This is a genomic window from Aeromicrobium endophyticum (assembly GCF_003586285.1).
In the GTDB taxonomy this organism is placed as follows: Bacteria; Actinomycetota; Actinomycetes; order Propionibacteriales; family Nocardioidaceae; genus Aeromicrobium; species Aeromicrobium endophyticum.
In genome coordinates, this window is sequence record NZ_QUBR01000002.1 from 889,669 (window position 1) to 909,700 (window position 20,032).

Annotated in this window: 21 protein-coding genes and 1 riboswitch; of the genes, 6 read left to right on the forward strand and 15 right to left on the reverse strand. The window is 71.4% G+C overall.

The features are described from left to right. Positions 1 to 228 precede the first annotated feature (228 nt). Both DX116_RS14845 and DX116_RS14850 read right to left on the reverse strand, forming a co-directional pair. Positions 229 to 624 carry a DUF3040 domain-containing protein gene (locus tag DX116_RS14845; RefSeq protein WP_158592006.1) on the reverse strand — a complete coding sequence of 132 codons (396 nt, stop codon included), beginning with the start codon at positions 622 to 624 and terminating at the stop codon, positions 229 to 231. Then, positions 611 to 1,381 carry a class I SAM-dependent methyltransferase gene (locus DX116_RS14850; RefSeq protein WP_119705663.1) on the reverse strand — a complete coding sequence of 257 codons (771 nt, stop codon included), beginning with the start codon at positions 1,379 to 1,381 and terminating at the stop codon, positions 611 to 613. The genes DX116_RS14845 and DX116_RS14850 overlap by 14 nt, the downstream gene beginning before the upstream one ends. A gap of 87 nt (positions 1,382 to 1,468) precedes the next feature. Between DX116_RS14850 and DX116_RS14855 the strand changes: the two genes are divergently transcribed. After that, complete coding sequence (locus tag DX116_RS14855) at positions 1,469 to 2,725, forward strand: phytoene desaturase family protein (protein ID WP_119705009.1); 1,257 nt, start codon at positions 1,469 to 1,471, stop codon at positions 2,723 to 2,725. A 14-nt stretch (positions 2,726 to 2,739) separates the two neighbouring features. On the opposite strand, the gene metF is transcribed toward DX116_RS14855, so the two are convergent. Beyond that, a complete protein-coding gene (metF, locus tag DX116_RS14860) occupies positions 2,740 to 3,633 on the reverse strand; it encodes a methylenetetrahydrofolate reductase [NAD(P)H] (RefSeq protein WP_119705010.1) in 894 nt (297 codons plus the stop codon). A gap of 23 nt (positions 3,634 to 3,656) precedes the next feature. Here metF and DX116_RS14865 point away from each other — a divergent pair, with 23 nt between their 5' ends. Then, positions 3,657 to 4,700, forward strand: coding sequence for a polyprenyl synthetase family protein (locus tag DX116_RS14865; RefSeq protein WP_233556807.1), 1,044 nt, complete (start codon positions 3,657 to 3,659; stop codon positions 4,698 to 4,700). A gap of 132 nt (positions 4,701 to 4,832) precedes the next feature. Further along, the gene (gene pknB, locus DX116_RS14870; protein WP_158592007.1) at positions 4,833 to 6,860 is read left to right on the forward strand and encodes a Stk1 family PASTA domain-containing Ser/Thr kinase; all 2,028 of its coding nucleotides are present in this window, start codon (positions 4,833 to 4,835) and stop codon (positions 6,858 to 6,860) included. Positions 6,861 to 6,909: 49 nt separating this feature from the next. Here pknB and DX116_RS14875 read toward each other — a convergent pair whose 3' ends face one another. The 5 genes from DX116_RS14875 to DX116_RS14895 form a co-directional block, all read right to left on the reverse strand. Further along, a complete protein-coding gene (locus tag DX116_RS14875; protein WP_119705012.1) occupies positions 6,910 to 8,244 on the reverse strand; it encodes a class II 3-deoxy-7-phosphoheptulonate synthase in 1,335 nt (444 codons plus the stop codon). A gap of 58 nt (positions 8,245 to 8,302) precedes the next feature. Beyond that, complete coding sequence (locus tag DX116_RS14880; protein ID WP_119705013.1) at positions 8,303 to 8,659, reverse strand: VOC family protein; 357 nt, start codon at positions 8,657 to 8,659, stop codon at positions 8,303 to 8,305. A 43-nt stretch (positions 8,660 to 8,702) separates the two neighbouring features. After that, positions 8,703 to 9,182: a DUF427 domain-containing protein gene (locus DX116_RS14885; RefSeq protein WP_119705014.1), complete on the reverse strand. Its 480-nt coding sequence runs from the start codon at positions 9,180 to 9,182 to the stop codon at positions 8,703 to 8,705. Between the two features lie 180 nt (positions 9,183 to 9,362). After that, positions 9,363 to 10,391 (reverse strand): 6-phosphofructokinase, encoded by a 1,029-nt coding sequence (locus DX116_RS14890; protein ID WP_119705015.1) that lies wholly within the window; start codon positions 10,389 to 10,391, stop codon positions 9,363 to 9,365. Positions 10,392 to 10,650: 259 nt separating this feature from the next. After that, positions 10,651 to 11,403 (reverse strand): lysophospholipid acyltransferase family protein, encoded by a 753-nt coding sequence (locus DX116_RS14895; RefSeq protein ID WP_119705016.1) that lies wholly within the window; start codon positions 11,401 to 11,403, stop codon positions 10,651 to 10,653. A gap of 110 nt (positions 11,404 to 11,513) precedes the next feature. On the opposite strand from DX116_RS14895, the gene DX116_RS14900 reads away from it, so the two are divergent. Together DX116_RS14900 and DX116_RS14905 are read left to right on the forward strand one after the other, a co-directional pair. Further along, a complete protein-coding gene (locus DX116_RS14900; protein ID WP_119705017.1) occupies positions 11,514 to 12,278 on the forward strand; it encodes an alpha/beta hydrolase in 765 nt (254 codons plus the stop codon). Beyond that, positions 12,271 to 12,660 carry a hypothetical protein gene (locus tag DX116_RS14905; protein WP_119705018.1) on the forward strand — a complete coding sequence of 130 codons (390 nt, stop codon included), beginning with the start codon at positions 12,271 to 12,273 and terminating at the stop codon, positions 12,658 to 12,660. Before DX116_RS14900 ends, DX116_RS14905 begins: the two co-directional genes overlap by 8 nt. On the opposite strand, the gene DX116_RS14910 is transcribed toward DX116_RS14905, so the two are convergent. Genes DX116_RS14910 through DX116_RS14925 form a run of 4 tightly spaced genes read right to left on the reverse strand, consistent with a single transcriptional unit; the run spans position 12,566 to position 15,346 of the window. After that, positions 12,566 to 13,603, reverse strand: a complete 1,038-nt coding sequence (locus tag DX116_RS14910) for an ROK family glucokinase (protein ID WP_119705019.1) — start codon at positions 13,601 to 13,603, stop codon at positions 12,566 to 12,568. The two genes, DX116_RS14905 and DX116_RS14910, sit on opposite strands and share 95 nt — an antisense overlap. After that, positions 13,603 to 14,583, reverse strand: coding sequence for an ROK family glucokinase (locus DX116_RS14915; protein ID WP_119705020.1), 981 nt, complete (start codon positions 14,581 to 14,583; stop codon positions 13,603 to 13,605). The genes DX116_RS14910 and DX116_RS14915 overlap by 1 nt, the downstream gene beginning before the upstream one ends. Further along, positions 14,580 to 14,912 (reverse strand): hypothetical protein, encoded by a 333-nt coding sequence (locus DX116_RS14920; protein ID WP_119705021.1) that lies wholly within the window; start codon positions 14,910 to 14,912, stop codon positions 14,580 to 14,582. The genes DX116_RS14915 and DX116_RS14920 overlap by 4 nt, the downstream gene beginning before the upstream one ends. Then, positions 14,909 to 15,346 carry an SRPBCC family protein gene (locus DX116_RS14925; RefSeq protein WP_199716089.1) on the reverse strand — a complete coding sequence of 146 codons (438 nt, stop codon included), beginning with the start codon at positions 15,344 to 15,346 and terminating at the stop codon, positions 14,909 to 14,911. The genes DX116_RS14920 and DX116_RS14925 overlap by 4 nt, the downstream gene beginning before the upstream one ends. A gap of 110 nt (positions 15,347 to 15,456) precedes the next feature. Here DX116_RS14925 and DX116_RS14930 point away from each other — a divergent pair, with 110 nt between their 5' ends. Continuing rightward, the gene (locus DX116_RS14930) at positions 15,457 to 17,190 is read left to right on the forward strand and encodes an AMP-dependent synthetase/ligase (protein WP_119705023.1); all 1,734 of its coding nucleotides are present in this window, start codon (positions 15,457 to 15,459) and stop codon (positions 17,188 to 17,190) included. On the opposite strand, the gene DX116_RS14935 is transcribed toward DX116_RS14930, so the two are convergent. The 3 genes from DX116_RS14935 to DX116_RS14945 form a co-directional block, all read right to left on the reverse strand. Continuing rightward, positions 17,157 to 18,377 carry a hypothetical protein gene (locus DX116_RS14935; RefSeq protein ID WP_119705024.1) on the reverse strand — a complete coding sequence of 407 codons (1,221 nt, stop codon included), beginning with the start codon at positions 18,375 to 18,377 and terminating at the stop codon, positions 17,157 to 17,159. The two genes, DX116_RS14930 and DX116_RS14935, sit on opposite strands and share 34 nt — an antisense overlap. A 25-nt stretch (positions 18,378 to 18,402) precedes the next feature. Beyond that, the gene (locus tag DX116_RS14940; RefSeq protein ID WP_119705025.1) at positions 18,403 to 19,413 is read right to left on the reverse strand and encodes a C40 family peptidase; all 1,011 of its coding nucleotides are present in this window, start codon (positions 19,411 to 19,413) and stop codon (positions 18,403 to 18,405) included. A 13-nt stretch (positions 19,414 to 19,426) separates the two neighbouring features. Next, positions 19,427 to 19,567: riboswitch (cyclic di-AMP (ydaO/yuaA leader) on the reverse strand. Between the two features lie 137 nt (positions 19,568 to 19,704). After that, the gene (locus DX116_RS14945; protein WP_119705026.1) at positions 19,705 to 19,968 is read right to left on the reverse strand and encodes a hypothetical protein; all 264 of its coding nucleotides are present in this window, start codon (positions 19,966 to 19,968) and stop codon (positions 19,705 to 19,707) included. Between the last annotated feature and the right edge of the window lie 64 nt (positions 19,969 to 20,032).

Sequence of the window (20,032 nt, forward strand, 5' to 3'; positions counted from 1 at the left end):
CGCTCCTCCTCGTCGACGGTCATGCGCTCCATTTCGCACCACTGTACTCCACTATGCACCACTCAGACATCATCTGAGCCATGTTTTCGGGCATGTCGACACGCGCCCCCCACCCGGTGGAGAGCGCGATGTCGCCTGCAAGCGCACAAAAAAAACCGCCCCCGAGGGGGCGGTTGTTGTGGTGGTGGAGCGAAGTGGGGCGAGAACGCCCTACCGCGTCAGCGGGAGCTAGATGCCATCGCCGTCGCGGCGGCGCTGCCAGCGCTCCTCCATGCGGTCGACGAACGAGCCGGACGACTTCTGCTGACGTCCGCGCGGCGCCGACGGAACGGTGGTCTGCTCGTCGCGGCCGCCGATGCCTCGTCGCCAGGCCTGGCTGAACACGAAGGCGGTGCCCACCATGGCCAGGAATCCGATGACGCCGAGCCAGGTCATCTTGGACACCACGCCGGAGAACATCACCGCGAGGCCGGCGATGAAGCCCAGGGCCGCGAGCACCGCGACCCGCCGGTTGCGCGCCATGAACTTGGCGCCGCGCAGCGTGGAGGCGAAGTCCGGGTCTTCGGCGGCCAGCGACTGCTCGAGCTGGTGCAGCAGCCTGGCCTCTTCGTCAGAGAGTGGCACTCTTGCCTCCTGGATCGGGTGGTGCTGCTGTCAAGTCTAGGCGGGCGATCGTGTGCAGACCAGCCGAAAGTCCCGTGAACTCCGACGACCCCGTCAGGACACGCTCGAGAGCGAGCAGCGCATCGCGTGCTCCGGGCTCGGTGTCGACGATCGCGCTGGGCACCAGGTCGGCGAACACGCGCACGCCCTGGCTGCGCACGGTCACGAACGCGAGGTCGGCCAGCAGCGTCTCGACCTCCTGCGCGACGAACCGCCGAGCGCCCATCGTGCGCACGTCCCAGCCGGACGCCGAACGGCCCAGCAGCGTCTGGGCGGTCGCGAAGTCACCCGCGAGGGCCCGCGCTGCGACCGCGGCGTTGCGCCCCGCCACCATGACGCTGACGTGGCCGCCCGGGCGGAGCACCGCGGCGACCGGCCTCAGGGCCTCGGCGGGATCGTCGACGTGCTCGAGCACGCCGTGGCAGACGACGAGGTCGAAGGAGGCCGGCGCCACGTGGTCGAGCAGGTCGGCCGAGTCGCCGAGCACGCCCGTGACCGGCACGGCCAGACCCGCCTCGACACCTCGCCGGTGCAGCGACGCGAGGGCGTCGGGGCTGGGATCGACCACGGTGACCCGGTGGCCGAGCGCAGCCAGGCGCACGGCGTCGCCGCCCGTGCCACCGCCGAGGTCGAGCACGTCGAGCAGGTCGCCGTCACCGGCGATCTGGACGGCATCGGCGACCGCCTGCCACATCAGCTCGGAGCGCACCGGACCCATGACCGACACTGTAGTCACAGGTCCCGAGCGCCTCCTCGTCCCGCTCCCCCACGCCTCGTCGCGCCGAGCGGCCCGTAGTCTGCGCGCATGGCGAACGTCGTGGTGGTCGGTGGCGGCTTCGCGGGCCTCTCGGCCGCTGCGCGCCTGGCCAAGCTGCGTCACGACGTCACGCTCGTCGAGTCCGGCGACCGTCTGGGCGGACGCCTCAACGGTCACGTCGTCGACGGCCACGCCTGGCCGCTCGACCTCGACACCGTGACGCTGCCGGGCGTCTTCCGCGACCTGTTCCGCAAGTCCGGACGCCCCATCGACCGCGTCATCGGCCTCGACAAGACCGTCGGACGCAGCCATCTGTTCAAGGACGGGTCACGGCTCGACCTGCCGCTGGGCAACCGCGGCGACCAGCACGAGGCCGTCATGGCGCTGTTCGGCGAGGACGAGTGGTCGCCGTGGGTCGACCAGTTCGCCGAGCCCTGGAACCTGATCCGGCGCATGGCGCTCGACGAGGTCTTCCCGGGCCGGCCGGCCGTCACCCGCGCGGTCCGCAAGGTGCTGCGCCCCCGCCGGACGGTCGCGGCGCTCGACCGCGAGCTGGCCGACGAGCGCCTGGCCAAGATCGTCCTCGACCCCGTGCGGCTCGCGGGGCACGACCGTCGCTCGACCCCCGCGTTCCTCGCGGTCGGCCACTACGTCGAGCGCTCGTTCGGCCGGTGGCGGTTCGAGGGAGGGCTGCCCGGGCTGGCCGCCGCGCTCGAGACGCGGCTCACCGAGCGACGCGTCACGGTCGACCTGGGCGAGACGGCCGTCGACGTCACGCGGTCGGACGGGCAGGTCACCGGCGTCGTGACCGACCGCCGGTCGATCGCCGCCGACGTCGTCGTCTGGTGCGCACCCACGATGCCCGCCAGCCTGCCTCCTGTGCGGATGCTGCCGGTCATCCCCGCCTTCCGCACCCTGGTCACGCTGTCGGCCGACGCTCCCCCGATGCCCGACGAGATGCTGGTGCACGCCAATCCGCCGGTGCGCCTGTTCCGGGCCGGGGACCGGCGGTGGACGATCGAGCACCACGGCGGCGAGGACGCGATCATCGCCCTGGCCCGCCTCGGGCTCGACCTGCGCGCCCACGTCGAGCACCGCACGACCGTGTCCCCCGGCGAGCTCGTGACGATGGGCCACTGGGGCTGGACGTGGAGCAGGTGGACCACCGCGTTCGACCTGCCGGGCGTCGCGCCGACCGGCGGTCTGTACCTCGCCGGCGCGCACGCCCACCCGGGCGGCTCGCTCGAGGCGGTGGGCATGGCCACGGCGGCGATCGCCGCCGACGTGGGCCCGGCCGGTCGCTGACGACCTGCTGCGGCTCAGACCAGGCCGTCGGCCCGCAGCTGCTCGAAGATCTCGCGCGTGGCTCGCGACCGGTTGAGCGTGATGAAGTGCAGGCCGGGAGCGCCTCCCGCGAGCAGGTCGCGGCACAGCTGCGTCGCGAGCTCTATGCCCTTGGCGCGCACGGCGACCTTGTCGTCGGCGATCGGCTCGATCTGCTCGAGCACCTCGGCCGGCATGGCCGCCCCTGAGAGCTCGGCCATGCGGGCGACCTGCGCGAAGTTGAGGATCGGCATGATGCCGGGGACGATCGGGATGTCGCTGCCCAGCGCGCGCACCCGCTCGACCAGCCCGAAGTAGTCGGACGAGCGGAAGAACAGCTGGGTGATGGCGTAGTCGGCCCCGGCCCGCGCCTTGGCCGCCAGCACCTCGGCGTCGTGGTCGAGGCTGGCGGCATCGGGGTGGCCCTCGGGGAACGCGGCCACGCCGATCTCGAAGCCGCCGAGCTCCTTGGCCAGCTCGACGAGGTCGACGGCGTACGTCATGCCGTCGGGGTGCGGCTCCCACGGGGCCCGCGGCCCGCCCTTGGGATCGCCCCTCAGTGCGAGGACGTTGTCGACGCCGGCGGCGGCGTACTGCTTGAGCACCGACTCGATCTCGCCGCGCGTCTGTGCCACGAGGGTCAGGTGGCCGACCGGACGCATGGCGGTCTGCTCGGCGATGCGCGCCGTGATGCGGACCGTGCGCTCCTGGCTCGTGCCTCCCGCCCCGTACGTCACCGAGACGAAGGTCGGGTCGAGCGGCTCGAGATCGGCGATCGTCTGCCACAGGACGGCCTCGCCGTCGTCGTCCTTGGGCGGGAAGAACTCGAACGAGTAGCTCGGTGCGGGGGCCCGGAGGGCAGCGACGAGGGAGCGGTCATCGGAAGCCATGGGGCAACGGTACCGTTCAGGACGTGGCCACCGACGCGGTTGATGCAGTGTTCAGCACCCAGGTCGATCACCTGCTCGCACGGTTCGTCGAGCGCCAGCGCTCGCTCTTCGCCGGCATGGGCCCCGATCTCGACGAGCTCGCCGACGCCGCGGCCGCCTTCGTCGAGGGGGGCAAGCGGCTGCGGCCGCAGTTCTGCTTCGCCGGGTGGCTCGTGGCCGGAGGCGATCCCGACGAGCCCGGCATCGTCCCGCCCGCTGCCTCGCTCGAGTGGCTGCAGGGCAGCGCCCTCGTGCACGACGACCTGATGGACGGGTCCAACACGCGCCGCGGACGCCCCGCCGTGCACCGCGAGTTCGAGTCACGTCACCGGCACGACGCCCGGGTCGGCGACCCCGAGGGATTCGGCGAGTCCGTGGCCGTGCTGCTGGGCGACCTGATGCTGTCGTGGTGCGACGAGATGTTCCGCGCCAGCACCCTGCCCACCGTGCCGCGGGCGCTCACGTACCTCGACCTGTGCAAGACCGAGGTCGTCGCGGGCCAGTTCCTCGACGTCGTCGGGCAGACCCGCCCCACCCTGTCGGTCGACGAGGCCATGCGGGTCGTCCGCTTCAAGTCGGCCAAGTACACCGTCGAGCGTCCCCTGCACATCGGTGCAGCCCTGGCCGGCGCCGACGAGGACCTCGTCGCCGGGCTCTCGCAGGTGGCCCTGCCGCTCGGCGAGGCCTTCCAGCTGCGCGACGACGTGCTGGGCGTCTTCGGCGATCCCGAGGTGACCGGCAAGCCCGCCGGCGACGACCTGCGCGAGGGCAAGCGCACCGTGCTGGTCGCGCGCACCCACGAGCTCACCGACGCCGCCGGCCGGACGCTGCTGGCCGACGCCCTGGGCACCGTCGACGGCGTCGCGGCGCTCGCCGACCTCATCCGCAGCAGCGGTGCCCTGGACGCGGTCGAGGCCGACATCTCGCGACTCGAAGCGGCATCCGACGCGGCGATCGACCGGCTGGGCGGCCGGGCCCACGAGGTGCTCCATCCCCTGGCGCTGAAGGCGACCCGCCGCGCTCGCTGAGGGCAGCAGCGCCCGTGCGGGAGAGATCACAGCGGCGCGCAACACGCATCGGTGCTGGTCACGGACCCATGTGGCAGAGTCACTAGAATGCGTTCAGGACCGCCGGGGTCCGCTGTGCGACGAGGAGGGCAAGTGGCGATCACAGGCGACGACGCCCTCGTCGGCACCATCCTCAACGAGCGCTACCTCATGGGCGAGCGCATCGCCCGCGGCGGCATGGCCAGCGTGTTCAAGGCCACCGACCAGCGCCTCGACCGCGAGGTCGCGATCAAGGTCATGCACCGGGGCCTCGGCGACGACCAACAGTTCACGCAGCGGTTCGTGCGCGAGGCCAAATCGGCCGCCAAGCTCAACCACCGCAACGTCGTGTCGGTCTTCGACCAGGGCACTGATGGCGAGGTCACCTACCTCGTCATGGAGTACGTCCCCGGCAACACCCTGCGCGACCTGATGCGTGACGAAGCGCCGATGCCTCCCTACCGCGCGCTCGAGCTGCTCGAGCAGGTGCTCATCGCCCTGTCTGCGGCGCACGCCGCGCGCATCATCCACCGCGACGTCAAGCCCGAGAACGTGCTCATCACGCCCGACGGAGAGGTCAAGGTCGCCGACTTCGGCCTGGCGCGCGCCGTCAGCGCAGCGACCACCGCCACCGGCGGCACCCTGATCGGCACCGTGTCGTACCTGGCGCCCGAGATCGTCACCAACGACGGCGTCGACGCCCGGTCCGACGTCTACGCGTGCGGCGCGATGCTCTACGAGATGCTCACCGGGTTCAAGCCGCACGCCGGCGAGTCGCCCATCCAGGTCGCCTACAAGCACGTCCACGAGGACATCGGCCGTCCCTCGGCCGTCCAGCGCGGCATCCCGCCGTACGTCGACGCCCTAGTGGCGCGGGCGACGGTGCGCGACCGCGACCAGCGCTCCACCGACGCGCGCGTGCTGCTGCAGCAGGTTCGCTCGGTCCAGCGTGCCCTCGCCGCCGGTCTCGACGACGACCCCGAGCTCGTCCGCGACCTGCTGCCCGGTGCCCGGGTCGATGCCGACGCGCCCACCCTTGCCGTCCCCCGCGAGGCGCTCGCCCCCACCGTCGCGGCCACGGCCTCGGCGTCCGCGGTCACCACCGCGACCGCGGCGGGGCCCGAGGCCACCGTGCAGTGGAGTGCCGGCGGTCCGCCTCCCCCGCCGATGCCCATCGAGGGAGCGGCCAAGCCTGCCGGGCTGCACCCGCCGATGTCACGCGAGCAGTACGGCCAGGCCGCGCCGCCGCGGCACTCGCGGCGCGGGCGCAACCTGCTGATCGCCGCCGTCGTCGTGGCCCTCCTGGCAGGCCTGCTCACCTGGTACGTCACCGACCTGCGCTACGACGAGACGCCCTTCCTGGTCAACAACGCCGAGACGGTCGCCCAGCAGAACGCCGAGAAGGCCGGCTTCACGTTCAAGGTCACCGATCGCAAGTTCTCCGAGACCGTCCTGGCCGGCACCATCATCAGCACCAGCCCCGAGCCAGGCGACAAGATCCTGCCCGGCGGCACGATCGATGCGGTGGTCTCCAAGGGCCCCGACCGCGTGTTCATCCCCGAGGGCAACCTCAAGGGCATGACGATCGAGGCGGCCACCGCTGCGCTCGACGCCCAGGACCTCAAGCTCGGCGAGCAGAAGAAGAGCTACAGCGAGTCGATCGCCGAGGGCCTGATCATCAAGGCCGACACGATCACGTCCGCCGACCCGCTCAAGCGCGGCGACTCGGTCGACGTGCGCGTCAGCCTCGGACGCCGTCCCATCGACATCGCGAGCTACGTGGGTCAGCCCCTGGCCGATGCCCGCAAGGGCCTCGAGTCGGCCGGCTTCAAGGTCGACGCCAGCGAGGCGTTCAGCGACACCGTCGCCCCGGGTGCCGTCATCTCGCAGGCGCCCGAGGGCGGCCAGGGATTCAAGAACGACACGATCACGCTGTCGGTCTCCAAGGGTCCCGAGTTCACCCCGATCCCGTCGGTGATCGGCATGAAGAAGTCCGACGGCCGGTCCGCGCTCGAGGCAGCCGGCTTCGACGTGCGCGCGTTCTCGTTCCCGGGGGCGGGCAACTACATCATCCAGCGCCAGTCGCCCGACGCGGGCACGCCGGCCAAGCGCAACGCGACCGTCACCATCTCGCCGCTCTGACGGGGTGTGGCCCGCACCCCGTCGGGGCGCGGGCCACGCCCCGGGCCGGTCAGCGTCCGGCGAGCATCTCGGCGACGAGGAAGGCCAGCTCGAGCGACTGCGCACGGTTGAGGCGCGGGTCGCAGAGCGTCTCGTACCGGTGGGTCAAGTCTTCGGCCGAGAGCTTGGCCCCGCCGCCGACGCACTCGGTGACGTCGTCGCCCGTGAGCTCGACGTGGACGCCGCCCGGCCACGTGCCCAGCGAGCGGTGCACCTCGAAGAAGCCGCGGACCTCGTCGATGACGTCGTCGAACTCACGGGTCTTGTAGCCGTTCGACGTCTCGAACGTGTTGCCGTGCATGGGGTCGCAGATCCAGGCGACCTCGATGCCGGCAGCGGTGACCTTCTCGACCAGGTTGGGCAGGCCGTCGCGGATCTTGCCGGCGCCGAAGCGGGTGATGAAGCTGACCTTGCCGGGCGTCCGGTCGGGGTTGAGCTTCTCGTAGAGCGCGATCGCGTCGTCGGCCGTCGTCGTGGGGCCGAGCTTGACGCCGATGGGGTTGGCGATGCGGCTCAGCAGCTCGACGTGCGCACCGTCGAGCTGACGCGTGCGCTCGCCGATCCAGACGAAGTGGCTCGAGACGTCGTACGGCTGCTCGGTGCGCGAGTCGATGCGCGTGAGGGCGTGCTCGTACTCGAGGATGAGCGCCTCGTGGGACGAGAAGAAGTCGACGGTGTGGAGCTCGTCGGGGTCGACGCCGATCGCGTCCATGAAGGCCAGCGCGCGATCGATCTCGGTGCCGATGCGCTCGTAGCGCTCGCCCACGGGGCTGCTCTTGACGAAGTCGGTGTTCCACGCGTGCATCTGGCGCAGGTCGGCGTAGCCGCCGGTCGTGAAGGCGCGAGCGAGGTTGAGCGTGGCGGCCGACGCGTTGTAGACGTCGACGAGGCGCTGCGGGTCGTGCGCGCGCGACTCGGGGGTGAAGTCGAAGCCGTTGACGGCGTCGCCGCGGTAGGCGGGCAGGGTGACGCCGTCGCGGGTCTCGGTGTCGCTCGAGCGCGGCTTGGCGTACTGCCCGGCGAGCCGGCCGACCTTGACCACGGGGACGCTGGCCGCGTAGGTCAGCACGACGGCCATCGAGAGCAGGACGCGCAGCTTGTTGCGGACGTTCTCGGCGGTGACGCCCTCGAAGGTCTCGGCGCAGTCGCCGCCCTGCAGCAGGAAGGCCTTGCCGCGCGCGACGTCGGCCAGACGGTCGCGCAGCGCGTCGCACTCGCCCGCAAACACCAGGGGCGGCATCTTCCGCAGCGTCTGCACCGCGGCGTCGCGGGCGGACTGGTCGACATACGTGGGCTGCTGGGCAGCGCCGATCGCATGGAGTTCGTCAAGGCTGGGAATGCTCACCGCAGAAGAATACCTGGGCTCGACCGGACGCCGACCACCGCGACGGCTGACGAGACCGTCAGGTCGACGACCAGACCCCGAGCTCGTTGCCGCCCGGATCGGCGAAGTGGAGACGACGGCCACCGGGGAAGGAGTACGCCTCGCGGACGATGGTTCCACCGGCCTCGATGATCGACGCCGCGGACGCGTCGAGGTCGTCGGAGTAGAGGAGCACCAGCGGCCCCCCGGCTCTCGGCGACGCCGTGGCGTCGATGCCGCCGACCTCACCCTCGCCGTCGGACGACTGGATGCCTGCGTGCGACGGCCCGTAGGCCGTGAAGCGCCAACCGAACGCCTGCTCGTAGAACCTCTGTGACGCCGCGAGGTCGTGTGCGCCCAGCTCGACGTAGTCGATCGTGTGGTGGGTGGAGGTCATGCGTCGACGGTAGCGACGACCTCGGACACCGTCGGCCCGCCGCTCACCAACCGAGCGTGCCGGGAGCACCCTTGAAGGGGCCGGTGACGCGTGACGTGATCCAGCCGCCGTAGAAGTCGCCCTCCTGCGCCTGCACGGTCTCGCCGTCGATCGAGCAGGCGTCGACCTTGCCGGGGTAGATCGCGACGTGGCCGACGAGGTCGCGGTAGCCGTCGTTGGGCGTCTCGTACGTCCACGCGCCGGCGGCGATCGTGCGCTCAGGGGTGGCGACGTCGAAGTACGAGGCGGCCCCCTTCCACTCGCACCACGTCGAGCCGTCGATCGGACGCAGCACGCCGTCGGCGAACGCCGACATCGGCAGGTAGTACGTCGGCGGGTGGCTGGTCTCGCAGATCCGGTACGACGTCGTGGTGTCGGCGATCGTGACACCGCCGAGCACGACGACCAGGTGCTCGTCGCTCGGCTCGATCGACGGCGGACGCGGGTAGTCCCACACATTCTCGACAGGACGGGAGGAAGGCATGCGGTGAGGCTACGCCGCTCGTGGTGGGAGGGCATCCCACGCCGGTTGAGGTGCGAGGCCGCCCGCGGCCGAGCCTCGAAACCGCCCGTGCCTGATCTCGTGCGAGGTTTCGTCGACGGGCGGCTCCGCCGCGTCACGCTCAACCCGGCTTCGGCGCTCGCTCGCAGAGCTCGCTCGGCCTCAACCGAAGAACACCTCGGCTTCTTCGTAGAGGTCGTGGCGGACGGTCTTGAGCGTCTCGGTGCCCTCCGACAGCGGCACCCGCGCGATCTCGGTGCCGCGCAGCGCCATCATCGTGCCGAAGGCACCCTCGTGCACCGCGGTGATCGCGTGCAGGCCGAACCTCGTGGCGAGCCAGCGGTCGAAGGCCGTGGGCGACCCGCCGCGCTGCACGTGGCCCAGCACGACGGCGCGCGCCTCCTTGCCGGTGCGGTGCTCGATCTCGGACGCCAGCCGGTCGCCGATGCCCCCGAGCCGCACGTGGCCGAAGGCGTCCTTCTCGCCGCTGACCAGCGACATGTCGCCGCCCTCGGCCGGAACGGCGCCCTCGGACACCACGATGATCGGCGCGTAGTGCGTCGCGAACCGGCTCTCGACCTGGGCGCACACCCGGTCGATGTCGAACGGGCGCTCGGGGATCAGGATGATGTTGGCCCCTCCGGCCAGACCGCTGTGCAGCGCGATCCACCCGGCATGACGTCCCATCACCTCGACGACGAGCACCCGGTGGTGCGACTCGGCGGTCGTGTGCAGCCGGTCGATGGCCTCGGTCGCGATGTTGACCGCCGTGTCGAAGCCGAAGGTGAAGTCGGTGCCCGACAGGTCGTTGTCGATCGTCTTGGGGACCCCCACGACCCTGACACCGAGGTCGGCGAGCTGGGTCGCGACGCCGAGGGTGTCCTCTCCCCCGATCGCGATGAGCGCGTCACACCCGTGCTTCTCGAGGTTGTCCTTGATGCGCTGCACGCCGTCGTCGATCGCGAACGGGTTGGTGCGCGACGAGCCGAGGATCGTGCCACCCCGGGGCAGGATGCCGCGCACCTCGTCGACGCCGAGCGTGACGGTGTCGTCCTCGAGGGGTCCACGCCAACCGTCGCGGAACCCGATGAACTCGTGCCCGTACTGCTGGACTCCCTTGCGGACGGCCGCACGGATGACAGCGTTGAGTCCGGGGCAGTCGCCACCCCCGGTGAGCATGCCGACGCGCATCGACCCTCCTGAGTGTCGTGTGACCTACGACACTAGCCCGCTCGCGCCCGCGGCGAGGCCGACCTCGCCTCCGTCCTCCAGGAAGGACGCTTGCGGCCGACCGTGAGCGAAGCGAGGGGGACCCCCGCAAGCCTGACCGGGCGGTCCGCCTCGGGCTCCGCCCTCACGGTCGCTGCGCTCCCTGGCGAGCGGGATGGGTCGTGACCTCGCCCGACCGCGGAGGCTCGCGCTCCGCTGGCGCGGTCTGACGCTCGCTCGGTCAGACCGGCTTGATCTCGTCCCAGACCTCGTCGGACTCCTCGCGGGCCGCGGCCTGCGCCGCCTCTTTCTCGCGAGCCTGGTCGCGCTTCTTGGCGTCCTGCGCGTAGAGGTCGACGTACTCCTGGTCGGACAGGCGCATGATCTCGTACATGATCTCGTCGGTGATGGCGCGCAGGATGTAGCGGTCGTCCTGCATGCCCTCGTAGCGGCTGAAGTCGAGCGGCTTGCCGAACCGGACGCCCGGACGCGCGTACGAGCCGAAGATCTTGCCCGGAGGAGCCACGACGTTGGTTCCGATGACCGCCAGCGGGATGACCGGCACACCGGCCTCGAGAGCCAGCCGGGCCACACCGGTGCGGCCCCGGTAGAGCTTGCCGTCGTGCGAGCGCGTGCCCTCGGGGTAGATGCCGCACACCTCGCCGTCGGCGAGCAGCCGCAGCTGCGTCGAGATCGCCCCGGCGGCCGCCGAGCCGCTCGTGCGGTCGATCGGCACCTGACCGGCGCCGGAGAAGAAGGTCTTCTGGAGCCAGCCCTTGATGCCCACGCCCTCGAAGTACTCGGCCTTGGCGACGAACGTGACCCGCCGCGGGATGACCAGCGGCATGAACAGCCAGTCGCTGTACGAGAGGTGGTTGCTGGCCAGGATGACCGCGCCCTCCCGAGGGACGTTCTCGGTGCCCTCGGCCCATGGTCTGAAGATCAGCTTGAGCAACGGACCCAGCGCGAGGAACTTCAAGAACCAATAGAACACGGACAGGACACTACTCCGTCGGCGTCCTCCTGCGCAGGATCCGGCGCGCCGCGGCCGGCACCTCCTGAGTGTCGATGGGTGGTGTGCCCGGGGTGGTGGATGATGGAGGCATGACCTCTGCACTCAGGCCCGGTGCGGAGCCGTTCGCGGCAGCCGGTGGTCGCACCGGATTCCTGCTGAGCCACGGCTTCACGGGCTCCCCCGCGTCGATGACGCCGTGGGCCCGGCACCTCGCCGGGCTGGGCCACACCGTGCGGGTCCCCCGGCTCCCGGGACACGGCACGACGTGGCAGGAGATGAACCGCACCCGATGGGACGACTGGTACGGCGAGCTCGATGCCGCCCTCACCGAGCTGCGCGGCCAGTGCGACCGCGTGGTGGTCGCCGGGCTCTCGATGGGTGGCTGCCTGGCGCTGCGACTGGCCGAGCAGCGCACGTCCGAGGTCGACGCGGTGGTGCTGGTCAACCCGGCCGTCAACGTCCGGCGTCTCGACGTCAAGCTCGTGCCGGCCCTCCAGTGGGTCGTCCCGTCGATGCCCGGCATCGGCAACGACATCAAGAAGCCCGGTCAGGACGAGGTCGGCTACGACCGCACGCCCCTCAAGGCCCTCGCCTCGCAGCTGAGGATGTGGAAGGACGTGCGCGCGCACCTGTCACAGGTCACGCAGCCCCTGCTGATGTTCCGCTCGACCGACGACCACGTGGTCGACGACTCGTCGCAGGCGATCATCCTCGACGGCGTCTCGTCGCAGGTCGCCGAGCTCGTCACGCTGCACGACAGCTTCCACGTCGCGACGCTCGACCACGACGCCGAGCTCGTCTTCACCCGCACCGACGCCTTCGTGGCCGAGCACCTCGAGACCGCGCATGAGTGAGCGCGACGACTTCGACCGCATCGTCGAGGGGCTCGACCTCGACCTGTCGTTCATCGACGAGCCGCTGCCCGAGCCCGAGCCGGCTCCTGCACCTGCTCCCGCGCCCGTCGACGACTCGCCCGGCGAGGACGAGGCCTTCTACCGTCAGGTCGACGCCGCACCGCTCCTGCCACGTCGCCGCGACATCGTGCTGGCCTGGGCCGGCGTCATCGGCGCCCCCTTGGCGCTCGTGCTCGCGACCGTGGCCCACGTCCTCCTCGACCGGGCGGTCGTGGCGGGGGCCGCGCTCATCTTCGTGGCTTCGGCGATCTACCTGTTCTTGCAGCTGCCCGAACACGGGCCCTCGCGCCGGGACTGGCCGGACGACGGCGCCGTGCTGTGATGCGAGCCATGTCGGCCGCGCCGATCAGCCCGGCCTCCGGACCGAGGTGCGCCCGCACGATCCTGGCCTCGGCGCGGTAGCCGCGCCCCGTCAGCGTGCGTGAGAACGCCGCGCGTGCCGGGCCGATGAGCAGCTGATCGGCATCGCTCACGCCGCCGCCGATCACGAACATGCCCGGATCGAGCGCGGCGGCCAGGTTGGCGATGCCCACGCCGAGCCAGTCGCCGACGTCGGCGATCCACTCGACGGCCTCGGCGTTGCCCGCTCTCGCGTGCGCCGTGACCAGGTGTCCCTCTATCCGCTCGACGGTGCCGCCGGCATCGGCCAGCATGAGCTTGCCGAGCTCGGTGCCGTCGGTCGCTGCGGCGCGGGCGCGCCGGGTCAGCACCCGGCCGCTGGCGTACTGCTCCCAGCAGCCCTGGTTGCCGCACTCGCACTGGTTGCCGTTGGGGACGACCTGCATGTGGCCGAACTCCCCGGCGATGCCGAACTGGCCGCGGTAGGGCTGGCCGTCGATGACGATGGCGCCGCCGATGCCGGTGCCGAGCGTGATCAGCACGAGATCGGCCTCGTTCTGCGCGGCACCGAAGCGCCACTCGGCCCAGCCGGCGGCGTTGGCGTCGTTGTCGACCAGGACGGGCAGGCCCGTGCGGCGAGCCACCGAGTCGCGCAGCGGCTCGTGGCGCCACGCCAGGTGGGGAGCGAACAGCACGGTCGACTGCGTCGCGTCGACGAAGCCCGCCGCACCCACGCCGATGGCTCGGATGTGGTGCTCGCGACGGAACTCCTCGGTGATCGACGCGATCGCGTCGATCACCTCGAGGGGCTCGGTCGTCGGCGTCTCACGCTTCAGGCGGGCCAGGACGTGACCGTCCTCGTCGACGACGCCGGCAGCGATCTTGGTGCCGCCGATGTCGATGCCCACGGCCAGCTTGTCGGCCATCAGGCCCCCCTCGTCGCGGTGGTAGGTGTTGACGTCGCCGGTTCGGTGCGAGCGAGGTCGGCGGCCCCGATGATGCCCGCCTCGTTGCCCAAGGCCGCAAGACGAAGCGCTGCCTGTGGACGGTGGGCCCGGGCCGGGAGATGCGTCTCGAAGGCCTCGACCAGGTGCGTCATGAGCAGGTCGCCGGCAGCGCCGACGCCACCGCCGATCGCGATGACGCTGGGGTCGAGGATCGTGGCCAGCACCGCGGCTCCCTCGCCGATCCAGCGACCGAGGTCGGCGAGCAGGTCGACCGCCATGGGATCGCCCTCCTGCGCGAGCTTCGTGACGGCCGGGCCCGTGATGCGGCTCAGGTCGCCGCCGCCGAGGGCCGCGATGGCCTCGGAGCCCGGGTCGCCGTTGGTGACACGCTCGCGGGCGTCGCGGACCAAGGCGCTGCCGCTGCCGTACTGCTCGTAGCAGCCACGCTGCCCGCAGCCGCACAGGATGCCGTCGGGGACGATGCGCATGTGCCCGATCTCGGCCGCGACGCCGAAGCCGCCGCGGAACAGCTGGCCGCGGTGCACGATGCCGCCGCCGATGCCCGTGCCGACCGTGATGAGCAACAGGTCGTCGGTGTCCTCGCCGGCACCGAACCGGAACTCGCCCCACGCCGCGGCGTTGGCGTCGTTCTCGACCACCACGGGCAGGTCGACGAGGGCGGCGACGTGCTCGCCCAGAGGCTCCTCGCGCCAGTCGATGTTGGGGGCGAACCGCACGGTCGAGCGGTCCTCGCCCACGAAGCCCGCCGCACCGATGCCGATGCCGGAGGCCTTCTCGTCGCCGGTGAGGCGCTCGACCAGATCGGCGACGACGGCCGGGATCTTGGTCGCGTCGGCCGGGGTGGGCTCGGCGACCGAGTCGAGGATGTCGCCGGCCTCGGACACCAGTCCGGCCGCGATCTTGGTGCCGCCGATGTCGACGCCGATGGCCAGGGTCACTTCTTCTCCTCGGGAGTGAGGGCGGTCTCGACGAGGTCGCGCAGGGAGCGCGCCAGGTCGGTGGCCGACCGCGTCACCGACGCGATGGCGTCGGGGTTGTCGCGCACGAAGCCGACGACCTGGCACACGGGGCACCACGAGGTCGAGCACGTGTGGTCATGAGAGGCCTGGTCGCCGGTGGTGTGGTCGCCGGCGGGTTGACTGCCGGCGTCGGCCTGCGACGTCACGGCGCGGAACAGCTTGAAAGCCTCCTGCGCCACGGAGCCCACGGGCTCGGCGTCGTGGGACGGGTCGTCGACCCGCGGGGCGGCCGGGTCCGGCCCGCTCACCGGGCCTCGACCTGCTTCTTCAACCCCTTGAGAGCGGTGTCGATGATGACCTTCTCGGCCTTGCGCTTGAGCATGCCCAGCAAAGGGATCGAGACGTCGACGGCCAGCTGGTACGTGACGCGCGTCTGCCCCTGCCCGGCCGGCTCGAGGATGTAGGCACCGTCCATCGACTTGAGCATCGACCCGGGCTCGACCAGGCTCCACGAGACCGTGCGGTCGCCGTCCCAGACGTAGCCGAGGTCGTACTCGTCGCGGATCGGGGTGGCGTCGAGCACGAAGTGCACGCGCTCGGCCCGGCCGTCGGGTGCGGCCGACACGACGTCGGCGGTCTTCATGCCCGTGGCCCAGGTCGGGTAGGAGGCGAAGTCGGCGATGACGTCCATGATCTCGTCAGCCGATGCATCGATGACGATGTCGCTGGTGGTCCGCGCCATCACCCCTCCTCGTGCCGCTCCAGTGTGAGCCCCCATGCTAGTGGCTCGGCGAGCCTCGCAGCCCGTGGGCTCCCCCGCGTCGCCCGCCGCGTGCGAGTAGCGTTCCGTACGTGACCGAGCCTTCGACGCCCTCGTTGGGCAACCTCAGCGACGACATCCTCGACCGCCTTCCCGCCCACGGCGACGACATCGCCCTGGCGCGCTCCGAGGGCGACACCTGGGTCGACGTGACGCTCGCGGAGTTCCACCGTGACGTCGTCGCCGTGGCCAAGGGCCTGGTGGGCGCCGGTGTCGCCCCCGGCGACCGCGTCGTGCTGCTGTCGAAGACGCGGTACGAGTGGACCGTCGCCGACTACGCGATCTGGTGGACCGGCGCGGTGACCGTGCCGATCTACGAGACGTCGTCCGCGGCGCAGATCGCCTGGATCCTGTCCGACTCCGGAGCCGTCGCCGCGATCGTCGAGAACGACGGGCACCTGTCGAAGATCGAGCAGGCCCGCGCCGAGGCTCCCGTTCTCGAGCACGTCTGGACGATCGACACCGGCGACCTCGACGACCTCAGGTCGGCCGGCGCCGGCGTCACCGACGACGACCTCGAGAAGCGTCGCTCCGCACTCACCAGCGACACGCTCGCGACGCTGATCTACACGTCCGGCACCACCGGGCGCCCCAAGGGATGCTGCCTGACGCACGGCAACTTCCGCTACGAGCTCGAAGCGGCCACCGAGCAGCTCACCGACCTGTTCACCGCCGAGGGCGCGTCGACGCTGCTCTTCCTGCCGCTCGCCCACGTCTTCGCGCGCGTCATCCAGGTCGGTGCGATCCGGTCGGGCGCCCGGCTGGGGCACACCGCCGACGTCAAGGACCTCGTGACGCACCTCGGCACCTTCCACCCGACCTTCGTCCTGGCCGTCCCGCGCGTGTTCGAGAAGGTGTTCAACTCGGCCAGCGGCAAGGCGTACGCCGACGGCAAGGGCAAGATCTTCGACCGCGCCGTGCAGACCGCGATCGGCTACAGCCGCGCGCTCGACGACGGCCGTCCCGGCCTGGCGCTGCGCGCCCGCCACGCACTGTTCGACCGGCTCGTCTACGGCAAGCTGCGCGACGCGCTGGGCGGCGAGGCGCAGTGGGCCATCTCCGGCGGCGCGCCGCTCGGTGACCGGCTCGCCCACTTCTACCGGGGCATCGGCGTGACGGTCCTCGAGGGCTACGGGCTGACCGAGACGACCGCCGCCCTGTGCGTCAACACCCCTGACGACCAGCGCATCGGCACCGTCGGACGTCCGCTGCCCGGCACCGAGGTACGCGTCGGCGACGACGGCGAGCTGAGCTTCCGCGGCGACCAGGTCTTCGGCGGCTACTGGCACAACGACGAGGCCACGGCCGAGGCCGTCGACGCCGACGGGTGGTTCGCCACGGGCGACCTGGGCGAGGTCGACGACGACGGCTTCGTGCGCATCACCGGGCGCAAGAAGGAGATCATCGTCACCGCCGGCGGCAAGAACGTCGCGCCGGCCGTGCTCGAGGACCGCGTGCGGGCGCACCCCCTGGTGAGCCAGTGCCTCGTCGTGGGCGACGGCAAGCCGTTCGTCGCGGCACTCGTCACGATCGACGAGGAGGCCTGGACGGGCCGCCTCGACGATCCCGAGCTGCTGGCCGAGGTGCAGAAGGCCGTCGACGACGCCAACTCACAGGTCTCGCAGGCCGAGTCGATCCGCAAGTTCGAGATCCTGCCCGAGGACTGGACCGAGGAGAACGGCTACCTGACGCCGTCGTTCAAGGTCAAGCGCAACGCGGTGCTGCGCGACTATCACGACACCGTCGAGGCGCTCTTCGTCAGGTAGGCCTGCCAGTCGGACGTCAGCTCGGCGACCGACAGCCCGAACCTCGCCCGCAGGGCGCGGTCGACCGGCTCGCCGCCGAGGACGTCACGGTAGAACGCGACGACGTCGGTCGGCGGATGCTGCTCGCCGAGCATGCGGAAGACCATCCACGTCGACTCGTACACCGCGCCGAGGCCGTGCTGGGTCGACCCGAAGTCGGCGTCGGTCGGCAGGGCACGTGGCACACGGCCGGCCCGCACCTCGGCGAGGATCTGCCCGGCGCTGACCGACAGCGGAGCGGTGTCGTCCCGCAGCGCGACGTAGTCGGCGAAGCCCTCGACGACCCAGTTGACGGCCGTCGTGCCGACGGCCGACGTCAGCACGTGCGTCGCCTCGTGGGTCAGCACGACCTGGGCTGCACGCCGGTCCATCGTGGCGAACACCGCGGGATTCAGCACGACGACCGGGTCGGTCGCGGTCTCGTCGCCGTCGATGCCGGTCGTGACGGCCGCGACCTGGGCCACGGCCGCCTCGTCCTGACCCAGCAGCGCGGCCATCTGGGCCTGGCTGTGCGGCGAGACGATCGTGAGGTCTCCGCCGACACCGCGCACGGTGCGCTCGACGGCGGCACGGGCCGAGGTGACCATCTCGTCGATCGGCACGGCGGCGTCTCCCCCGCCGACCCGGATGACGGCGCGTCCCGGCTCCACGTCGACCGTCACGGCACCCAGCAGCCACAGCGGGACGCCTCCGTCGGCCGGCGCGGCGCCGACGAGGGACAGGTCGCCGTCGGCGGCCGGTGCCACCCGCAGCCGCACCGTGGACGTGCGGGTCACCTCGGGGTCGAGACCCGACCGCGCCGTGGCCCGCCACGACACGTCGACGGTCGCCGTCGCCGATCCGTCGGCCCGGTCGGCCACCTCGCCCCCGCTGACGTAGCGGAACGTGGCGCCCGGCTGGGCCACGGCACGCAGCGACCGCCACGTGCGGCGGCCGAAGTCGCGACCGGCGGGCAGGTCGCCGGCCGCCGCGACGAACTGCTGCTCGGAGGTCGCGTCGGAGAGCGCGCGCAGCTGGGACGTCAAGCGGGTCGACGCGTCACGCGGGATGACCGCGGTCGCCGGGCCGTCGCTGGCGTCATCACGCCATGGCTGCTGCCACGCGAGCAGCGCCGCCGCCAGCACGGCCAGGACGACGGCCGCCGCCACGTTGGGCGACAGCCTCCGTGATCGCTCAGCCAACCCGCGCCGCGCGGGTGAAGCCACTCAGTCCGGTGATCTCGACGCTCTTGCCCGGACGCGGGGCGTGGACGACGCGACCGTTGCCCAGGTAGAGGCCGTCGTGCGACATGTCGCCGTAGGCCACGATGTCGCCGGGCTGCAGCTGGTCCATCGGGACGGGCTTGCCGGCCGCGATCTGCGGACCGACGACGCGCGGGATCGAGACCCCGGCGGCAGCCCACGACTTCATGACCAGGCCCGAGCAGTCCCAGCGGTCGGGACCCGTTCCGCCGTACACGTACGGATCGCCGATCTGGGCCATCGCGAAGGCCAGCGCCGTCTTGGCGCGGCCACCCGCGTCGACCTCGAAGTCGATGTCGGTGTTGCTGGTGTTGAACGCGGCCTGCTCGGCGGCCGTCAGGCGGGCGAGCTCGGCCTTGGCGGCCTCGTAGTCGCTGCGGATCGCGGCACGCTTGGCATCGGCGTCCTTGGTGGCGGCCGTCAGCGCCTTTTTGCGGTCCTGCAGCTGCGCTCGACGGTTCTTGAGCTCCTTGCTGGTGCGGCCGAACTGCTCGAGCGCATCGGCGCGCGTGTTGTTGAGCGCGCGGACGGCTCCCAGGCCGGCGAGGAACTGGTCGGGGTCGTCGCTGCTCAGCAGGTTGGCGGTCGGCCCCAGCGGGGCGTCGAGCTGCTGCTGGACGATGGCTCCGCTGAGCTCGTCGCGCTGCGCCGTGTAGACCGCCATGCCGCTGGCGATGTCGGCCGAGAGGTCGTCGATCTCGGCCTGGGTCTGCTTGACCTGCTCGCCCAGCTGGTTGACCTGCTCGTTGGCCGCCTCGACGCGGCTGAACGCGGCCTCGACGTCCTTGACGGTGACCTTGGGCTCGGCCTGCGCGGACGGAACGGCCAGCAACCCCCCGGCGAGCGCGAGGGACGCGACGAGCGCCAGGCCGCGGCGCCTGGCCGGTCGGCGACGATGCTGGTCGTGCTGTGTCGAACCGTGCTGTGTCACGCGGTGGGCCATGCGCACGTAGCTCTCCTACATCCTCGACGTCTACCGGGTGAGCTGACGGGTTCGGACCTCGGATTGCCCTACGCACGGCACCGCCCGGAGGCAGGCACAGCACGATTCACCCCACTTGCGTGGTTCCCCGGTTCGCCTCAGACATCTTCCCCATGGCTGCGGCGACTCGACGGTGCGTCCGACACCGGCCTGGGAGGTCGGCGATCAACGGACGCACGAAATCCCACTGTAGGTGCACCCATGGGTCAGTTCAACTTGCTCGACGCCATGTCGGCCGATGTTCGAGATGCCTCAGACCGCCTGGGTCTCGGGTCCCGCGACCGGGGTGACCAGGCGCAGTGGCGGCGTGAGCCCGGCGTCGGACAGCACCCCCAGCGCGGCCATCTCGTCGGCGTCGATCTCGATGCCGGCGGGCGGGGCGCCCAGCAGGAAGGTGACGACGCAGTCGCCGCACGCACTCGGGCTGCGGACGAGGCAGCGATCGCAGTCGACGACCACCGAGTCGGTGGGGTGGGACTCGTTCTCGGTCATGCTGTGACCTCCGGTGCTGTTCATGGGGATGCTCCTGGTGTGGGGAAGACCCCCGGTATCTCGGGGACATCCACGACGCTAGGAGCCG

Bases quoted from the DNA above. Each gene is read 5' to 3' on its own strand.
- DX116_RS14850 (WP_119705663.1), bottom strand. From the start codon at position 1,381: ATGGGTCCGGTGCGCTCCGAGCTGATGTGGCAGGCGGTCGCCGATGCC.
- DX116_RS14855 (WP_119705009.1), top strand. From the start codon at position 1,469: ATGGCGAACGTCGTGGTGGTCGGTGGCGGCTTCGCGGGCCTCTCGGCC.
- metF (WP_119705010.1), bottom strand. From the start codon at position 3,633: ATGGCTTCCGATGACCGCTCCCTCGTCGCTGCCCTCCGGGCCCCCGCA.
- DX116_RS14880 (WP_119705013.1), bottom strand. From the start codon at position 8,659: ATGACCTCCACCCACCACACGATCGACTACGTCGAGCTGGGCGCACAC.
- DX116_RS14885 (WP_119705014.1), bottom strand. From the start codon at position 9,182: ATGCCTTCCTCCCGTCCTGTCGAGAATGTGTGGGACTACCCGCGTCCG.
- DX116_RS14890 (WP_119705015.1), bottom strand. From the start codon at position 10,391: ATGCGCGTCGGCATGCTCACCGGGGGTGGCGACTGCCCCGGACTCAAC.
- DX116_RS14900 (WP_119705017.1), top strand. From the start codon at position 11,514: ATGACCTCTGCACTCAGGCCCGGTGCGGAGCCGTTCGCGGCAGCCGGT.
- DX116_RS14905 (WP_119705018.1), top strand. From the start codon at position 12,271: ATGAGTGAGCGCGACGACTTCGACCGCATCGTCGAGGGGCTCGACCTC.
- DX116_RS14910 (WP_119705019.1), bottom strand. From the start codon at position 13,603: ATGGCCGACAAGCTGGCCGTGGGCATCGACATCGGCGGCACCAAGATC.
- DX116_RS14925 (WP_199716089.1), bottom strand. From the start codon at position 15,346: ATGGCGCGGACCACCAGCGACATCGTCATCGATGCATCGGCTGACGAG.
- DX116_RS14940 (WP_119705025.1), bottom strand. From the start codon at position 19,413: ATGGCCCACCGCGTGACACAGCACGGTTCGACACAGCACGACCAGCAT.
- DX116_RS14945 (WP_119705026.1), bottom strand. From the start codon at position 19,968: ATGAACAGCACCGGAGGTCACAGCATGACCGAGAACGAGTCCCACCCC.